Genomic DNA, 21,230 nt, shown 5'->3' on the forward strand with positions numbered 1-21,230 from the left:
AGCAATACAGAAAGGGATTGCCGGATGAGCAATGGAAACTTGATCACTGAACTGCGCGCGTTGGTGGGAAACGATGGTGTGCTGGAGGCGCCCGATGTGGCGACGCGGTCCGCGGGTGCGTGGCGCCCCGACAACCTCAAGGCGCAAGCGCTGGTGCGGCCAAAGACCACGGAAGAAGTGTCACGCGTACTGCGCTGGTGCCACGACCACGGAATAAGCGTGGTGACGCAAGGCGGATTGACCGGCCTCGTGCATGGCGCGGATGCCGCAGCGAACGAGGTGATCCTGTCGCTGGAAAGAATGCGCAACATTGAGAATATCAACCCGCGCCAGCGGACCGCAACCGTGCAGGCGGGGGTCATCCTCCAGGTACTTCAGGAAGAGGCGGAAAAGCATGATTTAAGTTTCCCGCTTGACCTGGGCGCGCGCGGCACCGCGACCATCGGCGGCAACGCGGCCACCAATGCCGGCGGTAACCGCGTGATTCGCTACGGCATGATGCGCGACATGGTTCTCGGCCTGGAAGTGGTGCTCGCGGACGGCACCATTGTCTCGTCGATGAACCAGTTGATCAAGAACAACGCCGGCTATGACCTCAAGCATCTGTTCATCGGTTCAGAGGGAACACTCGGTGTCATCACGCGGCTGGTGCTCCGCTTGCGGGAGAAACCGCAGAGCAGCAATGTCGCCGTCGTCGCTGTGCCAAGTTTCGATGCGCTTGTGCGCCTCCTCAAGCATATGGACCGCTCGCTCGGCGGTACGCTGTCGGCCTTCGAAGTGATGTGGCAGTCCTTTTATCAGTTGGTCACGACTTCACCGGCCAAGGGCAGGCCGCCGATATCGCAGGAGTATCCGTTTTATGCGTTGATTGAAAGCCTGGGCTCTGATCGGGGGCATGACACCACACGATTCAATGCCGCGCTGGAAGCGGCGATGGAACAGCAACTCATTGTCGACGCGGCGATCTCGCAATCCGATGCCGATTGCCATGCGTTCTGGTCGCTGCGTGACGATGTCGAGCAAGTGATGCATGGCGGCATGCCGGTGATCTTCGATGTTTCGCTGCCAATTGGCGAAATGGAGAACTACGCCGGCAATCTTCGCGCCGCGCTGCGTGCGGCGATCGGCGAACATAAACTATGGATTTTCGGACACATGGGCGACGGCAACCTGCATGTGATCGTGCAGGTCAAGGCGCAGGACCACGCTACATTGAAGCCGAAGATTGAGGCACAGGTTTATGGCGGCTTGCAGTCATTCCGCGGCTCCGTTTCAGCGGAGCATGGCATCGGGCTCGAAAAGAAGCCGTGGCTGCCGGTCAGCCGCAACGAGGCGGAACTGGCGCTCATGCGCACGCTCAAGTCGGCGCTGGACCCGAAGAGCATCTTGAATCCCGGCAAGGTTTTTTGAACGCGCGCGAAAGGTCGATCGTGGGAGCCACTTATAACGTCGTGCCGGCAACCCCGCTCGATTACCGCCGCCTCGCGGAAAAACGTCTGCCGCGATTCCTGTTCGATTACATCGATGGCGGCGCCAATGATGAAGTCACGCTGGCCCGCAATGTCGATGACTTTCGCGGGATCGACGTCAAGCAGCGCGTGCTGCGGGATGTGTCCGGCATCGATACCTCAACGACGCTGCTGGGCGGGAATGCCGCGATGCCATTGATCCTGGCCCCCATCGGGATGGCCGGAATGTTCGCGCGCCGGGGCGAATTGCAGGCGGTAAGAGCGGCCAACGCCGCCAATGTCCCGTTCACGCTGTCGACAGTTGGAATCTGTCCGATCGATGAAGTGCGCGCGGCCTCGGGCAAGCCTTTCTGGTTTCAACTCTATATGATCAAGAACCGCGAGGCCGTGCGCGGATTGCTTGAACGCGCAATGCAGGCAGGCTGCACGACGCTAGTCTTCACTGTCGATTTGCCCATGCCCGGCCTGCGCCATCGGGACACGCGCAACGGCATGTTCGAAAAGACACTCAAGGGAAAGGTGGCGCGCGGCTGGCAATTGGCAACGCGTCCGCGCTGGATTGTCGACGTGGGCGTGCGCGGCAAGCCGCACAGTTTCGGCAACTACGCCGAATTCGTGGACGATCCCAATGAATTGAGTTCCTACAAGAGCTGGATTGACAGCAACTTCGACCGGTCCGTGACCTGGAAAGACATCGAGTGGGTGCGCGGGATCTGGAAGGGGAAGATCCTCGTCAAAGGTATTCTCGAACCGGATGATGCCAGGGCCGCCGTCGGTATTGCCGACGGCGTGATTGTCTCCAATCATGGCGCGCGGCAGTTGGACAGCGTCGCTTCGTCGATCGCCAAACTTCCCGGCGTGGTCGATGCCGTGGGCGACCGGCTCGAAGTGTACATGGATGGCGGCGTGCGCAGCGGCCTGGATGTCTTCAAGGCGTTGGCGCTCGGTGCGCGCGGCGTCCTGATCGGCAGGCCGTGGGCCTGGGCGCTCGCGGCCGGCGGCGAGGTGGCAGTGTCGAATCTGCTTGGCACATTCCAGCGCGAGTTTGAAGTCGCGATGGCGCTGAACGGCGTCACAAAGGTAAGCGACATCCGGCGCGACGCGATCGACAAGGCTACATAATCCCGGCCGCGTACGATGTCTGGAACCAGCACTGGTGCGGCTTGCAGGCCGAAAATGCCAGGAAAGCCGCGCCAGATGGCGATCTGCGTGCCGAAGTGCCGCAAGGTTGTCGCTTGATTGCGTTGTCGAACTTCTACGCTGGCCCGCTCACCGTCCGTTTCTCTCATCGATGACCGAAGAGAAGCGCGCCGGACTACTCCTTCGGAAACCCGTTCTTGAATTCCACACGAATCAGATGCAGCGGAACCGTATCGAGATTGCTCACCGAATGTGCAGCCTCGGGCGGAACACGAAACGTCATCGGCAATTCGCGTTTGCCCGCGGGCGGCATCTTGGACGGCAGCAGCTTGCCATTCGCATCGCGATTTTCACTTTTGACCGGCCGATCATAGACGATGACGCTCGGCCACTGGTGGTGATGCGCGATTTCCACTTCGCCCGGCGCAACCGTGACGGACAGCACGCGAATCTCCTTGTCCTCATAGATGACTTTGTGATTCTTTTCGCCAGCCTTTACTGCATCGAGTTTCGGGTCCCACGTTTTCGGGTCAGTGCCGTCGGTGCTGATAGGCATGCCCTGCGCGAAGGCCGCGCAGGTGACGGCGAAATAAAGTGTGGCCAATCGACGCGTGAATTTAATCAAGGTCTTCTCCCTGTGTGGTTGCTGGAATGGCCGGCCAATATAGCATTGAGTGTCTGACCTCTGTGGCACGTGGCCCGACTCTGCACGCTCTCTCTGCAAAGACAAACCCCCGCACTGGCGCGATGTTTCAGGGCAGGCGGCCGGCCCCCCCCCACGGCGGTTTTGGCTTGCACGGCCCGCCGGTTAGCGTACTCTTCACTGCGACACCATGAAAATACGAGCCCGTGATTCCGCATATTTTCAACTGCCCGCAAATTGCGTTACCCTCACAGGTATCGCACCCGCATCCACTCCTCTGCGCAAACTCAATGTCGAAAAAGAAACCAAAACGCGCTTCTGCCAAGCCCTCACCCGAGTATGAATTGGTCGCGCCACAGCCGCTCAGCGAAGAGGATCTGGATGAGCTGGAAGCCTTTCTGGATTCGGATCAAGTCGGGCCAAACACCATGCGGATCGACGCCTTGCACGGCTTTGCCACCGCGATTCTGATCGGGCCGGAATCCACCTTGCCCAGTTTATGGATACCGCACGTTTGGGGACCGACCGCGGACGACGAACCGGCGTGGAAAGACGATAAGCAGTTCTCGCGAATCATGAGGATGATATTTTCACTATGCAATGAAATAATCGAGCGGTTTGAAATCGCAGGCGAAAAATTTGAGCCGATGCTGATGGAAGGTGAGCACCGTGGCGAGAAATATCTGGCCGGCGAACAATGGGCAAAAGCTTTCATCGACGGAACCAAATTCTGGTCACACCACTATGAAGCGTTGCTGGCTCAGCCCGAAGGCAGGGCCATGGAGCCTATCGTGAAGCTCGCCAAGGCAACTTTTTGGGTAACGCCCGCCGGCTATCTCAAAGGTATCAAAAAACGACAAACGTACGTCGCGCAGCTGCCTGATTCCGTGGCCACGCTACATGAATACTTCATGCCCATTCGCATCAAGATCATGGAAGCAAGGCTGGCACTAGAAGCCGCCCAACCCGGGCCGGAAAAACTGCATTAGTTGCGCCCGTGCGCCGAGCCCGTGGTTCTCAATGACCGCCAGCAATCGAAACGCCATACCGCTCGGGCGTCAAATGGGGGAGTCAAAGGGCCCGTGGACGATATTTCTCGCGCCTGTCGAGAATGTCGACCACGAGCGTTTTGATCTCCGGCTCATGTTGCTGTCGCCCTGGATTTAGTCCGGGGCCCAAGTTGAAGTTACGAAGCTTGCTCCAAGGTACTGCATTGGCTCGGCGTTCGCCGGGCGCAGAGTATGTTCTGCGAACTTCCCGCCTCGCCCCGGACTTAATCCGGGATGACAACCTCAAGGTAGCGCCATGACACGCAGTCTCCTTTAGTCACCCGCCGCCAAAGAAAGTAAAATCAACCATGCCCGCATTCACCGACGAACTCATCCGCAAACTGCCGAAGACGGACCTTCACGTTCACCTGGATGGATCGCTGCGCATCCCGACGCTGATTGATCTCGCGAAACAGCACAACATCAAGCTGCCGTCGTACACCGTGGAGGGCCTGCGCGAGCTGGTGTTCAAGGATACGTACAACAACTTGCCTGAGTATCTCGAGGGATTCCAATACACCACGGCGGTCATGGGCGACGCCGAAGCCATCGAGCGCATCGCATACGAATTCTGTCTCGACAACCAGGCCGAAGGCGTGCGCTATGTTGAGGTACGGTTTGCGCCGCAGCTTTCGGTGCGCGACGGTTTCACCATGACGGAAGTGGTGAAGGCGGTCGATCGCGGCCTGCGGCGCGCCGCGCAGGAATTCAATGCAAGGCCCGAGGTAAAAGACGGTCTGGAACCGAAGTTCATGGCGGGCATGATCCTCTGCGCGATGCGCTACTTCGAAGGCACATGGTCGCAAGGCTTCGGCCGCTTCTTCGATGCCATGCCCGAGGCCGATCGATTCGAGCTGTATTCCACCGCGAGCGTGGAGGTGGCACGCGCCGCCGTGCGCCTGCGCGATGAAGGCTGCCTCGTGGTCGGGATCGACCTGGCAGGTCAGGAAAAAGGCTACCCCGCAGGCGACCACAAGCACGCCTATCAGATCGCCCATGAGGCCTTCCTCGGCAAGACCGTTCATGCCGGCGAAGACTACGGACCGGAATCCATCTTCCAGGCGCTGGGTGATCTGCATGCCGACCGCATCGGCCATGGCACCTGGCTTTTCAGCGAAGACAAGATTCAGGCGCACATCCCCGACAAAAAAGCCTACGTCGAGTCACTGGTGGAATACATCGCCGACAAACGCATCACGCTGGAAGTGTGCCTCACCTCGAATCAGCAAACGGTCCCGGAGCTTGCGGATCTGTCCAAACACCCTTTCGCCGAGATGCGCAAACGAAAGCTCTCGACAACGTTCTGCACCGACAACCGCCTGGTGTCGAACACGACGGTGTCGAATGAAATCGGCCGCGCGGTCAAGGCATTCGATCTCACCACGCGCGAAGTCCGCGATTCGCTCATCTACGGCTTCAAGCGCAGCTTCTTCCCGGGCACCTATCTGGAGAAGCGGCAATATGTGCGCCAGGTGATCGATTACGCGGATCGGATTCTCGGCAGGACTGAGAGCAGTTAGGGGGCGTTAGTCCGGGTCGCATGTGAAAGGGTTCGTGCATTTTTTCGCCTCGAATATATGCAACACGGCACCATTAATTTCACGAAATAGTGGCGGCCGATGATGGCCCCCCGATTCGCTGCTGCTGCACCATAAGCGCGCGAAAAGTGCACGTACGGGCCGCTTTGGTGCGCGCGCCCCGGTTCATTGCGACCTTCCCGTCGCGCCAAGTCGAAGCAGTCACTTGGGAGAAGCCGATTTACCGCCTTAAGAGAACAAAGAACAACGTACTTTTTCTTGTGACTTCATTCTTGCGCATTCAGGCGGCGGCACACGAATTGCTTTAATTGCTTTAATCCACTATTCATCACGCGCTACGCTGCACATAAGGCGCGAACAACAAGGAGGAGATAAATGGATCAGGCCTTACTCAGGCAGTTGGCGCAGTTCAAGTTGTTGCTGCGAAAGGCGAGCAATCATTCCGTTGATATCGAAAAACTCATCAGCGACCGCGCCTATGCCAAACAGGTACTCTCGCTGGCGGAGGAATCTGACAATGAAGTTCTGATATTGCTTGCTCTGGAACTCAAGGACAAACTGGGCATGCTGCCCAAAGCTGCACCTGCCGAAACTAAGCCTGCGACCGAAAAAGCGAAAGACGAAGCTACCGACGCAGCGACCAAAGGGAAGTACGTTTTCGGCGCGCGCGGCTAGGCGAAAGAATGCGAACGCATTTCGGCTTTCCGCCCATTTGACCGTCATCCATTGACGTGTGGCGCTAAATGGCAGGCGTGGCGAGTCGCGAGCCATCCGGGGCGCGCCACGGGTGACTCTCACTCATGCCAGTTTCACAAGAGAACTACCGTCGACTTTCCCCAATACTGCTCGCCAAATCAGGAATGCGCCCGCAAAAACTTTCCGATCTCCGCAAGCGCATCGCGTCCCTCGGCAAGCTGGGGATGGTAGATTTGCCAGACATGAACCATGTGGCTCCAGGTTTGCAGGGTCACCGGCGAGCCTTGCGAGACGGCGCGATTGACGTAGCGTACGCAATCGTCGCGAAGCATTTCGTCGTCAGAGGCGTGAATCAATACCGGCGGCAAGCCGGCAAGGTTGCCATATACGGGTGAAATGGCCGGGTCGTTTGGGCGCATGCGGTTTTGAAACCAGCCAAACCATAACAGGATCGACTTTGGAGTCTTTGTCAGCGCCTTGAACAGCGGGCCGAGCATCGGGTCCGTGGCCAAATTGGATTGCAGGCTGGGGCTGCTGAATGTCCAATCGGTCGCCGGAGACAGGGCGACGGCCGCGTTCGGCGCGCGCAATCCGTTATCGCGCACCCAGGCAATGAGAGAAAGCGTCAAGTTGCCACCCGCCGAATCGCCGGCCACAAAAACCGCGCTGGCGGGAGAGCTTTGCTGTGGCCCGGCCGGTCCGTTTTCCAGCATCCACCGATAGGCACTGCGGCAATCCTCAATGCCGGCCATCCGCGGATGTTCCGGCATCAGCCGGTAGTCGATCGCCAGCACCGCCACATTGGCCAGCTCGGACAGTTTGCTGGTGAGACGGCGGTGACTGGTGGGACTGCCCATGGTGAATGCCCCGCCATGGATATAAAGCAAGCGGCGTTGCGACTCCACGCCAGGCGCCAGCACCCATTCGGCCGGAACGCCGGCGGCCGACACGGGCGTAATCTGCACGCCACTATCGTCGCTGGCGAACAGGGTGTCCATGTACTTTCGCAGCAACGGAATTTGCTCGCGACGCGGGACGCCCTTGAGTAGCGCCGAGATGCCGCCGAGCGAGGCAACGACAGCATTATGTTCATCGCTTGCAATGGGACCCGACGACCGCGGGGTCGGTTTGGGTGAATCAAATTGCGCGAGATTCTCGCCACGCAAATAAAAAAACTCAATAGCCCAGACAACGGCCACCAATGCCAACGCCCACCAGATCATTTCGCTCATGCGGCCTTCAAAAATTATGAATCAAAGGGAATCAAAGGGGCCGTGGTCGATATTGTGGAGACTGACAATAATCGACCACAGCCCATAATCGGGCCCTTTTTTTAATGCTTTATCCGGCAACGTTTACCTGTACTATCAATTCAAGCCGGGACGCGGCAGTGCGAAGTAGAACGTCGCCCCCTCATTGACCTTGCCCTCGGCCCAGACCCTGCCTCCGTGCCGGGTGACGATGCGTTTGACGAAAGCCAGCCCGATGCCGACGCCTTCGAATTCAGTCGCGCTGTGCAAGCGCTGAAACACGGCGAACATCTTGTCCGCACGCTGCATGTCGAATCCAACGCCGTTGTCTTTCACGAAATAGATGGTTTCATCCCTCGTGCTGGAATTGCCGACCTTGATGATCGGTTTCTCCTTGGTGCGGCTGTACTTGATTGCGTTGGAGAGTAGATTGACGAATACCTGACGCATCATTGTCCTGTCGCCCCTGGACGGGGGAATATGCTCAATTTCAAATTGCAGCCTATTGCCGTCCGCAACCATATTTCGCAGTTCATCATGCTTGCGTTCGGTGACATCATGCGCGATGCTGAGCACACTGATGACATTCCCCTCGGCGTCTTTCTCTGGCATGTGGTGAATCTCAACCATCCACTCACCCGTCGGCAGCGTCCAGTTTGTCTCGGATTCGCTGATGACACCCTCCGCAAATGCGCGGCGGATCAGTGCCATAAATGCATCGTTCTGTTCCTGGGTACGCACGCCCGGAAGTTCGTACGGTGTCTTGCCGATGATGGTGCAGGCGGGCAGACCATACGCCTGTTCAACAGCGGCATTGACGTAAATGTGCCGTCCTTCGCAGTCGAAGCGGGCAACGAAGTCGGGGAAATCCTCTGCCAGCATCCGGAAACGCAGCTCGTTTTCCTTGATCTCATGAATGTCGCGCCCGATGGCGAGCACCGTCGCTACCGCGCCCTCAGGTCCGAATTCCGGTACGAACCGCATATGCGCCCAATGCATTTCGCCCTTGGCTGTGCGGAATGGTAATTCGGTGACACACTCGGCGCCAGTATCGATTACACGCTTCAATTGTTCGAGGTAATCTTGTCGGGCGTTTACAGGCGACCAATCGGTCGGCGTCTTCGCCAGAGCGTCATCCGGCACGCCTCCGAAGAGCTTAAGTATGGCCGGGTTAACGTAGATGCGACGGAATTTCCTATCGTAGCGCGCGATGTAATCGGGAGAGTTTTCGACCAGAGCGCGAAAGAGCTGCTCGCTTGCCTTCAAGTCGCGATAAGACAACAAGCTAGTCAGTCCATCCGACAGGCGTCTGCCGATTTCTTGCAAAAGCCTTTCTTCATCGGCAGTCCATACCCGTGCGCGTGAACATTGATGAATTCCGAATTGCCACGGGCTGCCGCTCTTGGGGCGGATGACCGTGGACAGCAAACTTCTGAAGCCGAAACGCTCCGCGGCATCTGCTGGCAAGGGGTGCTTTGCGCCTGGACCGAAACTGACCGGGCCATCTGCATCCAGCAAGAACCTGAATGTCTGGGCAACGTCGTTGCTCGTGGTTACATCGATGCCGAGCTCAAGGACGCCCGGGTACTCCGGCCTGCAACGTTCCACCGGAACGCTCCAGAAGGCTGCCTCGGGATCACATGGATATAGCAGGAATGCGCGATCGCAATCGAAGATAGATAGCACAACATCGAGCGCGTCATTCATCATCTGCACAAGATCGCTCGTTCCCTGTATTGCGCGGTTGACCCTGTCCATGCACTCAAAGAAATGCAGATTTGTGAGGCGCTCCTGTTCGGCCCGCTTGAGCGCCGTGATGTCTTGGCCGATGGCCATTACGCCGACAATGCCCCTCGGCATCCCGCTCCGCGACAAAACGGATGAGGTGGTTACTAACACCTCCACGAGGATTTTGGAGAGTCAATTCCATGCTACTGGGTTCACCGCTTTCCAGCACGTGCCGGGCATGCATTTCGTATTCAGTGTCGGTTTTCGGGCCGCCGGCCCCTAGCTCCAACGGCGTCATGCCGAGTATTTTCTCGGGATTGATACCAAGGGTCTGCACCATCCTGAGGTTGTAGTATCTTGCGCGGCACTGCCGGTCGTAACGAATGACATTGTCCGGGGAGTTTTCCACCAGGCTGCGGAACTGCTGTTCGCTCGCTGCAAGTGCCGCTTCTGCTCGCTTGCGCTCGGAGAGATCGTAGGCCAGACCGATGAAGCCTGTGATCAGGCCACTTTCATCCCGCAGCGAGGTCACGGAAAGATGCACCGGCACTCGCGCCCCGTCTTTGCGAATGAAAGTCCATTCGCCTTCATCGGACAGGTTGCCCCGGGGGTGGTCCGCAAATACATCGAACGTCGGCGCCACCGGTTCACCCAGTAATTCGGACAACTGCGTCGCGCGGCGCGCGATCTCCACAGAATCGTGCCAGAGTATCGGCGTGTGTTTGCCGATAACTTCGTCGGCCGTGTAACCCAGCATGCGCTCCGCAGCAGGATTGAAGCTGGTGACAATTCCATCTGGCGTTGTGGAGATAATGCCGTAAGCCACATTGTCCAGAATCGCGCGCTGCAAGCGTTGTAGCTGATTCGTATCGGTCATCTGTGTACGTCCAATCCAGCCATACCCGGACGCGGAAGCGAAAAATAAAATGCGGCCCCTTTGTTGAGCTTGCCTTCCGCCCACACCCGCCCGCCAAGCTTAATTATTATAGACACAATGGACAAAAGGGGGTCAGCGCTAATTGCTTTCCAGAATAATTCACGCTGGCCACTTTGAATTTCACCAAATCGCATGCGTGCTGCCCCTATTCGGTCCTGTTCATTCGACTTCTCATTCGCGCTTTCCATCGGCTCCAGTCGCCGTCCGTCACATCGTCGTCAATGGCGGTACGAATTCGCGTTAAGGTGCGCACATCTCACAACGCATCACGCCAATTAACATCGGACACCTGAGCGCAACTTGAAAAAGAAGAAGAGCTTCATCATCGCAATCGTGATCGGCTGCCTTGTCGGCGTGGCGGGCGCGCTCGTCGGGGCCGCGCTACCGCGCACCTTCGGCGCAGCGTTCTCGGCATTCACGGGTTTCAACGCACACACATGGTTGCCCGCACCGGTCACCTTCTTTTTGGCGCTTGTGTCGGCGATCACGATTCACGAGCTTGGTCACCTTGCCGCAGCGCTATCGGCCGGGTTTCGCTTTCGCGTCCTCACGCTGGGGCCGTGGTCGATCATCGCAACACCAGCCGGCCTCCGGCATCGTATTAGCTTTAAAATTCTCGGCTTGATCCAGGGACAGCAGATCAGCACACCGGTGGCAGGCGAAGGAACGGATCGACAGTTTGTGCGCTATCTTGCGGGCGGAGGGTTTGCCAACCTTTTCACCGCGGTGGTGGCAGTTTTGGCGCTGATGATTCCCGGCATCCCTGCCGATCTGCGCGCCTTCCTGTCTCCATTAGGCGCCGTGAGCATACTTCTCGCCATCGTGAATCTGCTGCCATGGCGGACGGCGCAAGGCGTGACCACCGATGGCTACAATATTCGCGCGATCTTGCGCAACAGCGATGAAGCGCTGCGCTTTCGTGCGCTATTTGATTTGATGGGTAACATCTATTCGGGTGTGCGCCCCCGCGACTGGTCACGCGAATCCGTCGCATGCCTGCAAGGGAGCGCGAGCACAAACTACGAAAAGGCAATGGGCACTTTGCTTTCCTGCCAATACGCGCTTGATCAAGGTGACCTCGTCGCCGCAGGCGAAGCCGCACTTGCATCAGAAGGTTTGTTGGACAGCGTGCCCAAGGCCTTCAAAAGCCATTTTGCCGTTGACCTCGCCTACTACTTTGGCGCATTCGGCGGCGATGCGATCAAAGCGCGGCGGCATGCAGATACCGCGCGAAACGGCGGCTATTTGCTTTCTGCCTCATCGGTGCAGCGCGCGCTCGCGGCGGCGGCGTTTGCCGAGGGGCGCTATGAAGAGGCGATTGCCGCATGCGATCGCGGAATCGCCGCTGCCGCAGACGGCAATAACGAAATGGATCGCATACTTGAGCCCGAGCTGATCAACGCCTTGCGCGCGCGCGCCGTAGCGGAACAGAAGAATCTGACCGTGCGATGAATCGGCCAACGGCGTCGCCGCGACGCTCACGCCCCTTGAGCCGATGGGGGCTTCATAGGGGAAAAATGCTGAACGCTAGTATTGGCGCGGGTTTCAGGGCATTTTTGCTTGGAAAAGCGCGTGGATACTGGGGTTTGTGTTTTTCCTGCTCTGAAGTGGCAAAGGCTGCGTCTCAGTAGTATCGCCCCATCCGCACCAGCAATACCCACCCGACGACGAGAACCAACAGCATCGCGGCGATTCTCACGGTACTTGCTTTCGTCTTGCGCGTAGCATGGTCACGAAGGAGAAGCGGCCATACAGTGAGTAGATCCAACCATGAGATTTCGGCCTGGGCAGAAGCATCCTTCCTCGCGCGGTAGAGGATGAAAATAGTCGCAGCCCAAACGCCGAGTAGGACGATGCCAACTATCAGGAATGCGTACTTCTCGATAAGGTTCATGAGCATACTCAACTCCGCTTCGAGGCGTCAGCGTCATTTCTTTCCAAACAATTCACGCTGACCCCTTTGATTGTTCGACCCCTTTGATTGTTCACGGCATGGCAACCATGAGCACAAAACTCAGTGGCAGCAACGGACGAAACATGGATGGACCCAGTACGCCCATTGCGCGCATGGCGGCAAAGATTACGGCTAGCACAATGACCAGGAAGAAAGGGACGGCAGGGCTGGCGGCGAATCTCCAGATGGGAGCTTGTGTTGGCACTGTGCGTGAGGTCCAGGGTTACTTTAGAGGCAGTGTGTCTAAAGGGGGCAGCGTTATGTGTTTTGAAAACTATTCTCGCTGAGCCCTTTGATTCTATTTATTCACTATTTTTTTTCAAAACAATTCACGCTGACCCGTTTGATTCCAGGGTTTCATTTCCTCAGCGGATTAAGTGGCGCTGACCCCTTTATTCCCTTCCGATTACCCGTTCCGGCTGTAATCCTTTAACTCTCTTGTTGAACGCCATCAGCCAGCATCCGATTGACAATGCGCTGCTTTTGCTCCTGTGTCAGCCGCTCTTGCAGGTACGATGGCATAGCGGACAGGAATCTCTGGCGACGCTCTCGCTGGTGAGGTTTGACTTGTGACGAATCGCAAAGGAGGCAAAGATCTATCAAGCGAACATACAATAGCTTCACTCGTATGAGGCGGAAATCCTTCTTGGCTGCTGGGCCGATATCCAAGAGGAAATTGCCCGCTTTCGATAGCCACTCGTGCGTCTTGTTTTCTGGATTTTCTTGATTTCAAGCCTCCAGAAAACCTTGTAACCGATCACAGTCCGAATACCTCCCCTTTCAACGAGCATTGCTTCGCCAATTGCCCTAAGTTCCTCTCTAAACAGCATAAGGTCATGCCAAGCGCTCCAGTCCTCCGCACCATTGAGCCCCCCGTCTGCAAAGACTTCACGTATAGCATCAACTGCAGCTTCAAATCGTTCTGTTCTTTGGGTTCTTGCTCCACCAAGAAAAACAATTTCCTGTCGATACAGCTCCAGCCAGCCGAGAAATGAACATAACCGATACACGGTGCTGCGAAGCTTATGCTGTTGATAGTGCGGGTCCGATGGCCACGCTCTACTTAGGGTAGCCGGCTCAAGAAGCAGAATTTCCCTCCTCATATATAGCAATCCATCGCTTTCGCAAATTTCCTTGAAGCGGATTGCGAGCTCATACGCGGCCTTGTTCAGGGGGTCACGGTACCGTTTGTAAACTTGTTCCAATAGTTTTCTTTGTTTCCAGCTTTCGAATGAGCGAGCAAACAGATGCTCTTTGAGGAAAAGTCCGAAGAGAGTTCCAAACGTTGTGACTAAAGCACCGAGGACAGTTAAACCTAAGAAGTCTTTGATTGGGAATCCAAGTATTAACATGATCGCTTTCTAGCCGTGATCAGATCGCCTTGCACTTCATTGCAAGAAAACAAGGAGCGACAAGAATTCAACGGAAATTTTAAAGTGGCTCGGCAAATTTTGTGATGACACAATCATTGGAAATCAAGCAGAGCCAGGCTCCGTTTAGTTCGATCCAAGTTGACCGCTCACATTCCCAAAACTACTATTTTGAAAGCTTGATCGAAGCTGGCCGGTCTTCCTCGTGAAACCAGAGCGCTCTGATCTGAGAATCGTCGCTATGAGGCTTTGGATTAGCCTTTCGCACTTTGAAAGTTGTAGGCAGTCGGACCGCATTCCCGAATACCAGTGCATGCTGTTTCGGAAGGGAAGGCAGTCGCTTCAGCACGCCTTCCGAAATGAAAGGCGTCATTTGGCGTATTTGCTGCAAATCGTCTGGGTTCTGAATGCGATGAACAACAAAATTTGAGCATTGCGAAAGCACGGATTTCGAGAGCTCCGAAGGACGTTGAGACGCCACAATTAGGAACATTCCATACTTTCGGCCCTCTTTAGCGATGCGTTCAAAAATACGAACGGCATCAATCGCATGTTTTTCAGGTCGCTCAGGGATATAGCGATGCGCCTCCTCAAGTACGCAATGGACCGGAAAGTTGTTGCGCGGGTCAGCCCTTCTCAGTTGGCGAAATATTATTCCGGCGACCACCGCCGAAACCAATTCCACCACTTCGTCTTCAACCTCGTTCATATCAAGCACAACGATCTGGCTCTGTTTGAAGTATCGCTTCGTTTTCTTCGTGAGTCCAAGGAGTGTTTGTAAGTACGTCTCGATCGATGGGGATGGGCTCCCATTGTTAAGCTCGTATCGCAAGAACGAGTAGTCTTCACGCGCACTCATCGACTGGAAACGGGTCAGCATTTGTGCGCAGTAGACGCGGATTTGGCTGTTGCCTTGGGACTCTTCGTACAAGAGCGCTATCTCAAGACACTCCTCCAAAATACCAAAGGAGAATGGCTCATTCGCATACGCGGGCAGTTCAAACTCTTCGAGTATATGGTCCTTCACTTCAGCCAGAAATTTATCTTCATTTTGAGTCGAAAAATTTGCATATTTTGCGTCGTACCCGTATTTGGTTATGAGGTCCGTCGTCAGTTCATCGCACCCGTATTTTCCAAGAAGTCCCATAATCCGTTGGCGTTTGCCGACCGCACCATCCTGTGATGTGAATGCCGCGAGAACACATTTAGCAAGCACGTGTTTTCTTACACTTTTTGCCTTGGCATCCATCTTAGTAATTAGCGCTGTAAGGCCTAGCGCCGCTCGGAGTATTGGAACCTGAGTTTTTTCACTCGCTTGCAAAAGCAACTCCCATTCCGCGATGTCGAGAAACCAGTGAGGCAGTCTAAACGCCCCATTATTGGCTGTGCCGTCTAGCTTTAACTTGGTGACGTTAATTCCATTTTTGCTAAGCGACTTGAAAGCTGCATCATATTCACCGTTTACGTCGAAGACAAGGAATGTCGCCCCTCTAGCCCGGAATTCATCCGGCTTCTCGAAGAGCGATTGAAGGATTGCTGCGACCGTGCAAGACTTTCCACTTCCAGTATTTCCTAGAACCGCGGCGTGACCACCAAAGAATTCATTCACAAGTACTTTTACGTCGTAACCTTCGAAAACTACTGACGATCCAATTGAAAGCGCCTTGTAATCAGTGTTGGGGTCGAAGTTGGGAACTGGTTCGCTCGGATTTGCAGTTTCAAATATTCGGTCTAACTCGCTATCCAAAACATACATCGCGTCCGCGTAAAGAGATGGGAAGGTGGACACGCCGAAGCGAAATTCGCCGTCAGCTTTTTGCGGAAGCATGCCCACAGGTATTACGTCGAGATACTTCGCGGACGACGCTTTTTCCATCCCACCGTCTTTTTCCCTTTGTGAATTGTCTTTTTCGCGCAGTCCTACAACTTCTGCAATCACATAATCTGTCTGGACCGAAATTGCGACAAAAGTCCCGAGCCGCGCAACATAGTGAATGTCATCGAAACCAACCACGGTAAAGTTGTCAGTTCCCGCATTCATCTCAACCACGAAAATGTCGCAGCAACTGACACCAATTTACCGATCGACCGTCTCTTGTCATCATGCATTTTGAGGGCCTTCATCAGGCAGCTTGGGACGAATGAGTTGTTCAACAACTTTGGCTATTGCCCGATCAACTCTGTCTGATGGCAAGGCGGGAAGAAGTTGTTCGACGACAGCATCAAAGTAGTGGGCGGGCTTTCCCTGTGGCGTTGTTCCGCTAATGATCCAAATACGAGGGTCTTGAAGATCGCTAAGTTTCTTGATCTCCGGGCTTGCGTCGGGCGATGCAAAGATCACTAGTCGGAAAGTCGGGATGGTTAGGGATTGGTAAATTATGTTGTTCACGTGCTCATCACCAAAACTGTATCCAATCGTCACCAACACGCTTTGTTCGCGGGTAATTCGGCTTTGAAACTCGCGAAAAAGATCCGAGTAAGGTGCACCGAAACTTGAGTTTTGCTTTGCCGGTGTGGGATAAATCATTACTTTTCCATCAAGCGAAGCCTCTTGCAGCTCGCGGATTGGATATAGGCCGTGGCCATCCTCTACCCAATTGATGGACCCGTGAAGCTTGCACAGATACACAAAACCATCAACAGCTATCCACCTTCGCTCCGAGAGATCTATTTGTTCCGCTAAGGCATATCTGTATGTCGCGGGATTAAAACGGCGCTCAATCGCCCCACTGAAACCGTTGCAATACTGCATGCCCAATTGGTCGAGCGCACTTTCGTTGAATAGGTCGTAGTTAGTTGTAAAGACCCACTGTCGCGGCAAGGAGCGGTCTCGCACTAAAAGTTTTCGATAAAAATGTTTATAGAGATTCAGTACACTTTCGTCGCCCATCAGCGGATTAAATGCACCGTTGGTGCATTTCTGAAGCACAAACGTTTTGATCTTTTTATTGCGTTCAAAAACCAAATCCAGCCCTGGATCGCCGACCACCTTGCCACTACTCGCGAGAACAAATCGTTGGCTGAATAGAACCTCCATCAGCTTTTCCAGGTTTGAGTTGTATGGTGGCTTTTCGACGGAAATACTAAAGGTGGAGGCAAGAGCCGCTCGCTCTTCAGTCGTTAGGAGACCCTTATCCGTGGCTTTTCCAACAGTTTCGGCAAACTCCTTGGCGAGCGGTCCCATTGTCGGAATGCCGAGCTGACTGCCATCGCGAACAAGGGACGACGAACCTGACCCAAGCAAGAACGCCACATGACGTGCACCAAAGCCTCAGCCAACTGCTGCGAGGTGGCGCCGACTGCCGCATCCCGGGACTGGGCGTTGCCTGCTTTATCGTTCAGAAATTCTGCGCCTCCTTTAGAAACGATAGGTGCCCTTGTGCAGAGTCCGGCGGATTTGCATTCGTAGACATATCCAAGCAACCTTCCTCTATTGAGCTTCATTGAACGCGCGTAGGCTCGGATCACGATACTTTCGACAATTAGATTATAGAAATTGCCGTTCTTGGCCAGACACAATTTTCAAAGTGAGAACTTCCAAAATGCTTATTACGCGATTAGCGTCCGCAACTCAAACTACCGGACTCTATCGATATATATCCAAATGTGATCGAGCTCCGCATGCGGCCCCGCACTACTAACTTTTGATTGTGGATTTGCCAGTACCTTGAATACTTTCGAAAGTTGGGTCGCGGCGGCATTCGGATCTGCATGAGGGACTCTTGATTCCCATGTTTCCTGTCCGGCGCCGTTTGATCCCGCATGATTCGAGCAAAGGCGCAAGGTGATTTCGCACGGCGGAATTCTTGTCGTAGTCGAGCGAAAACCGCACAATCACGCGCCAGTTCCCGGGAATTTTCTTGGTATATGTCACAGACATTCTTCTGATCTCCTTAGATTCTCAGCATCAAAGTTGCCGGGCACACAAAATTAATAAAAGGGGTCAGGCACGCAATATGTTTCACTGCGCCCCCATCCTCACCACCCCCATCTGCTGAAACAACTTCAAGAAATCAAAGCTGTTCCAAGCCTCCACCGCCTTCCCATCGCGCACGCGGAACATCAGCGTGCCTTCGAACGCGATCGGCTTGCCCGTGGCTTGCATGCCGAAGGCTTCGCCCTTGTGCGTCGCGGTGATGCGGCAATAGGCGACGACGAGGTCATCTTCGGAAACCGTTTCCTGCACGGCGATGTGGATATCCGGGAAGGCGCGGCGAAAGCCGAGAAAGAATTTCTTGAATTCTTCCGGCCCGCGGACGGGATTGCCGCTCGGGTCTTCGAGGCCGTGGGCGATGCATTCGGGCGCGATCATCTCGTCGATGAGTTCGGCGCGGCCTTTGTTCCAAACCTCTTCAAACCAGCGATCAAGAATCGTTACTTTTTCTTTTGCCATGGCCGCCTCCCTTGGTTGCCTTGTGCGAGTAGTTTAGGCGGGAAGTTAACGAATTGCTAGGGGTGGGATGCGGTCTTTCTTGCGCTGTCATTTGGCGGAGAAACTTGGGCCAATCCACTGCATTGGATTGGCGCTCGTCAGGCGCAGAGCATGCTCTGCGAATTCCCCGCCTCTCTCCCGGACTTCGCTGCGCGATCCACGGAAAGCCCTGCATGGCTTTCCGGTTCAACAGGCGCAAAGCGGGGCTTTGCGAAACCCCTGTTTCACCCAGGACAAAAATGTTTTTGGAGTTGCGTGGATCAACGCTAGCATTGGCGCGGCTTGCAGGCCGTTTGTGCTCGAAGAGCCGCGTGGATGCTTGGGTTTGGTGAAACTTCCAGCGAAAGCGCTGTGGCAGCTACGCTGCAATCTGCAGCGGCTTTATTTTGTTGTACTTGCCGCTGCCTTCCAGATCCCAGACATCGACCGCTTGTTGCATCCTCAGCCAAAGCCCCGGTCCGTTACCGATCAGTTTGCCGATGCGAATGGCCATGTCCACGCTGACAGAGCGTTTTTCATGCAGTACCTCGGAGACGGTGAGGCGCGATACGCCGAGGCGCCACAGGGTGAGGTGCGAGCTCGGCCTGCGTCATCCGCAATTCTGGCAATACGTCATCGCGCAACACGGCGCCGGGATGCGTCGGCCGGCGATTCGGGTCGCGCTTTATCGTGGTGGTCTTTTTCATTAGTGGTAATTACGCAGCAATTTCAACGTACTCGACTTGGCTTGAAGGGGGCGGCACGGATTCGCCATCCTCTATCATTCCCTCTATGTGAAACTGGATCGCTTCTCGAATCTCATTTTCGACCTCGGCAACGGTGTGCCCGGTCGCAATACATCCCGGCAAATCCGGAACGTACGCGAAGAAGTTTGATTGTGCTTTTTCGATTACGACGGCATATCGCATATTGCCCTCACTTTTTTAATCCAGATTGTTGCGCAAGAAAGATCCGCGAGTCGCGTGAGGAAAATCCAAGGACAATGCACTCGGCCAAGCAAAGTCACTTCTTCTGCTCAAACGGATTGAGAGTCTTCACCCCCAGCGCCTTGAAGTCGCGCACGTTGCGCGCGCGACGGTTAAGCGATGCACGATCGCTGTCGCGGCAATGAACGCATCTTCGGCGAGGGTATTCGATCTGCCGTGCATCAGCCGCGCCCATTCGCGACATACCGCCGCGTCCATCGGCAGCACCTGCCCGCTGACGATGACTTGCTCGAGCCAGGCTTCGATTTCATCGGCGCGGGCCGCATCTTGCGCACGGGTCAATTCGATACCTCGTTGAAGCTCGCCGATCGTCATGGCCGAAATATGGAGCGAGGCCGATTCCTGCGCGGCCAACCAGCCATGACGCCGCCGTGAGGCTTTGGCTTGCGCGATTCGGAAACGATGTTGGTGTCGAGCAGAAACATCGAACATGCCCCCTACAATTTGCGCAGCTTCAATCCGCCGCGCGGCGGGACGGGAATATCGGCAACGACGCTGCGATCGAGCAGCAGTTGCTTGAGCGTGCGTTTGCTCGATGATTGCAGTGCGTTCCACTGCCGAATCGGCACCAGCACGGCTGTCGCTTTACCGTGTTTGGTCACCACCTGCGGGCCTTCGGCGAGGCTGGTATCGAGCATTTCACTGAAGCGCGCTTTCGCATCCTGTACGGGCCACGTATGCATTTTCAACTCCCAAAATACTGATCAGAATACTGACTAGTTTAGCACGACCCAAATGCATCTGCGCCGCGCATGAATTGGTCTTTGGTGTGATTCAGCAACCCGGCTGCTCCGAGTGGTTTCCGCAGCCCGCGTAGGGTGGGCAAAGCGCAGCGTGCCCACGATCGAACATACGCGTGGGCACGCTGCGCGTCGCCTGTCCTGAGGCAGTCGAAGGACCCACCCTACAATCGTTAAGGTAGTGCGATAGTCGCCAAACCCATTTGTTCCGAATAAGGGCCGCATCGACATACCTACAATTGGGCGTAGCATCTGCTGTGCTCAGATATCGAGCGCAACTTCACCTTCACCCAAACCATCAGGAGATTGTCATGGCGAAGCAAAAGCACGGCGCGAACCAGACGGCACTGATCACCGGCGCGTCCTCCGGCATCGGTGAAGCGCTGGCGGCATGCTTTGCGCGCGACGGATTCAACCTGGTGTTGGTTGCGCGCAGTGCCGACAAACTCAAAACGCTGGCGGCGCATCTGGCGGCGGAACACGGCATCAAGGCGTGGGTGGCGCCGAGTGATTTATCGAAGGCGGGCAGCGCCGCCGCGCTGGCGGCGAAAATGAAGAAGGGTAAGCACGCAATCGACGTGCTGGTGAATTGTGCGGGCGTGCTGGAACACGGCCAGTTCATCAAGATGCCGCCGAGCCGGCATCAGGAGTTGATTGATCTGAATGTCTCCGCGTTGACCGCGATGCTCAGCGAATTCGTGCCGCCGATGGTGGCGCGCGGCAAGGGCCGCGTATTGAATGTGGCGTCTGTCGCCGCGTTCCAGCCGATCCCCTCGCTCGCGACCTATGCCGCCACGAAGGCCTTTGTGCTTTCGCTCACCGAGTCATTGGCGGAAGAACTCAAGGGCACCGGCGTCACGGTTTCTGCGTTGTGCCCCGGCATTACCGCGACGAACATGGTCAGCATGGCAACCGAATCTTCGGGCCTGGAACTTCCCGGCATCCTCATTGGTGACGTGGTCAAGGTGGCGGAGGAGGGTTACAGGGCCTGCATGAAGGGCGAGGTGATCAAGGTGCCGGGCATTATCAATTTGGCAACCATCCTCGCGGGGCGTGCCACACCGAAATGGTTGCTGCGAAAGCTGACGGGATCGGTCGGCAGGGCGACGGTTAAGGGATAGCGTCGTGCTTCACGCTATTTGGAATTTACGCGAGTAATCTCAGAATGGTCGCTATTTGCGGCTCTTTCCCCCATGAAAATGGGGGAAGGTTGGGGTGGGGGACTGTTCGCAACCATCGTCCCCACCCAACCTCCCCCCGTTGCCGGGGGGCGCTAAAACCCTAGCACTGGCGCGGCT

17 protein-coding genes and 3 pseudogenes are annotated in these 21,230 nt (G+C 55.7%); 7 read left to right on the forward strand and 13 right to left on the reverse strand.

Features of this window, described 5'->3' with window-relative positions; all coding sequences use genetic code 11:
* Positions 1-24 precede the first annotated feature (24 nt).
* Positions 25-1,410: an FAD-binding oxidoreductase gene (locus IPP88_18100; GenBank protein ID MBL0124555.1), complete on the forward strand. Its 1,386-nt coding sequence runs from the start codon at positions 25-27 to the stop codon at positions 1,408-1,410.
* Positions 1,411-1,430: 20 nt separating this feature from the next.
* On the forward strand, positions 1,431-2,591 hold the full coding sequence (locus IPP88_18105; GenBank protein MBL0124556.1) for an L-lactate dehydrogenase: 1,161 nt from the start codon (positions 1,431-1,433) through the stop codon (positions 2,589-2,591).
* Positions 2,592-2,784: 193 nt separating this feature from the next.
* On the opposite strand, the gene IPP88_18110 is transcribed toward IPP88_18105, so the two are convergent.
* A complete protein-coding gene (locus IPP88_18110) occupies positions 2,785-3,234 on the reverse strand; it encodes a hypothetical protein (GenBank protein ID MBL0124557.1) in 450 nt (149 codons plus the stop codon).
* A gap of 308 nt (positions 3,235-3,542) precedes the next feature.
* Between IPP88_18110 and IPP88_18115 the strand changes: the two genes are divergently transcribed.
* The 3 genes from IPP88_18115 to IPP88_18125 all read left to right on the forward strand — a co-directional run bounded on the left by IPP88_18115 (position 3,543) and on the right by IPP88_18125 (position 6,514).
* Positions 3,543-4,241, forward strand: a complete 699-nt coding sequence (locus tag IPP88_18115; protein MBL0124558.1) for a UPF0149 family protein — start codon at positions 3,543-3,545, stop codon at positions 4,239-4,241.
* A 368-nt stretch (positions 4,242-4,609) separates the two neighbouring features.
* Positions 4,610-5,821, forward strand: a complete 1,212-nt coding sequence (locus IPP88_18120) for an adenosine deaminase family protein (GenBank protein MBL0124559.1) — start codon at positions 4,610-4,612, stop codon at positions 5,819-5,821.
* 393 nt (positions 5,822-6,214) lie between these two features.
* On the forward strand, positions 6,215-6,514 hold the full coding sequence (locus tag IPP88_18125) for a hypothetical protein (protein ID MBL0124560.1): 300 nt from the start codon (positions 6,215-6,217) through the stop codon (positions 6,512-6,514).
* 179 nt (positions 6,515-6,693) lie between these two features.
* On the opposite strand, the gene IPP88_18130 is transcribed toward IPP88_18125, so the two are convergent.
* The 3 genes from IPP88_18130 to IPP88_18140 form a co-directional block, all read right to left on the reverse strand.
* On the reverse strand, positions 6,694-7,767 hold the full coding sequence (locus tag IPP88_18130; GenBank protein ID MBL0124561.1) for an alpha/beta hydrolase: 1,074 nt from the start codon (positions 7,765-7,767) through the stop codon (positions 6,694-6,696).
* 135 nt (positions 7,768-7,902) lie between these two features.
* Positions 7,903-8,415, reverse strand: a complete 513-nt coding sequence (locus IPP88_18135; protein MBL0124562.1) for a GHKL domain-containing protein — start codon at positions 8,413-8,415, stop codon at positions 7,903-7,905.
* Between the two features lie 1,132 nt (positions 8,416-9,547).
* Complete coding sequence (locus tag IPP88_18140; GenBank protein ID MBL0124563.1) at positions 9,548-10,390, reverse strand: PAS domain S-box protein; 843 nt, start codon at positions 10,388-10,390, stop codon at positions 9,548-9,550.
* Positions 10,391-10,750: 360 nt separating this feature from the next.
* Between IPP88_18140 and IPP88_18145 the strand changes: the two genes are divergently transcribed.
* Positions 10,751-11,902 carry a M50 family metallopeptidase gene (locus IPP88_18145; GenBank protein MBL0124564.1) on the forward strand — a complete coding sequence of 384 codons (1,152 nt, stop codon included), beginning with the start codon at positions 10,751-10,753 and terminating at the stop codon, positions 11,900-11,902.
* A 172-nt stretch (positions 11,903-12,074) separates the two neighbouring features.
* On the opposite strand, the gene IPP88_18150 is transcribed toward IPP88_18145, so the two are convergent.
* The 9 genes and pseudogenes from IPP88_18150 to IPP88_18190 all read right to left on the reverse strand — a co-directional run bounded on the left by IPP88_18150 (position 12,075) and on the right by IPP88_18190 (position 19,875).
* Positions 12,075-12,344, reverse strand: coding sequence for a hypothetical protein (locus tag IPP88_18150; protein ID MBL0124565.1), 270 nt, complete (start codon positions 12,342-12,344; stop codon positions 12,075-12,077).
* A 680-nt stretch (positions 12,345-13,024) separates the two neighbouring features.
* Entirely contained in the window at positions 13,025-13,756 is a 732-nt protein-coding gene (locus IPP88_18155; protein ID MBL0124566.1) for a hypothetical protein, read from the reverse strand.
* A gap of 184 nt (positions 13,757-13,940) precedes the next feature.
* Positions 13,941-15,883, reverse strand: a pseudogene (locus IPP88_18160) (ATP-binding protein).
* Entirely contained in the window at positions 15,876-16,958 is a 1,083-nt protein-coding gene (locus IPP88_18165) for an SIR2 family protein (protein MBL0124567.1), read from the reverse strand. The pseudogene IPP88_18160 and the gene IPP88_18165 overlap by 8 nt, the downstream one beginning before the upstream one ends.
* A 777-nt stretch (positions 16,959-17,735) precedes the next feature.
* Positions 17,736-18,167: an ester cyclase gene (locus IPP88_18170; GenBank protein MBL0124568.1), complete on the reverse strand. Its 432-nt coding sequence runs from the start codon at positions 18,165-18,167 to the stop codon at positions 17,736-17,738.
* A 397-nt stretch (positions 18,168-18,564) separates the two neighbouring features.
* Positions 18,565-18,892, reverse strand: a pseudogene (locus tag IPP88_18175) (HigA family addiction module antidote protein).
* Positions 18,893-18,901: 9 nt separating this feature from the next.
* On the reverse strand, positions 18,902-19,114 hold the full coding sequence (locus IPP88_18180; protein MBL0124569.1) for a type II toxin-antitoxin system HicB family antitoxin: 213 nt from the start codon (positions 19,112-19,114) through the stop codon (positions 18,902-18,904).
* A 94-nt stretch (positions 19,115-19,208) separates the two neighbouring features.
* Positions 19,209-19,617: pseudogene (locus tag IPP88_18185) on the reverse strand (type II toxin-antitoxin system VapC family toxin).
* Between the two features lie 12 nt (positions 19,618-19,629).
* On the reverse strand, positions 19,630-19,875 hold the full coding sequence (locus IPP88_18190) for a type II toxin-antitoxin system Phd/YefM family antitoxin (GenBank protein MBL0124570.1): 246 nt from the start codon (positions 19,873-19,875) through the stop codon (positions 19,630-19,632).
* Positions 19,876-20,243: 368 nt separating this feature from the next.
* Here IPP88_18190 and IPP88_18195 point away from each other — a divergent pair, with 368 nt between their 5' ends.
* Positions 20,244-21,053, forward strand: a complete 810-nt coding sequence (locus IPP88_18195) for an SDR family oxidoreductase (protein ID MBL0124571.1) — start codon at positions 20,244-20,246, stop codon at positions 21,051-21,053.
* Positions 21,054-21,230: the final 177 nt, after the last annotated feature.

This window comes from Betaproteobacteria bacterium, from assembly GCA_016720925.1.
GTDB lineage: Bacteria > Pseudomonadota > Gammaproteobacteria > Burkholderiales > Usitatibacteraceae > UKL13-2.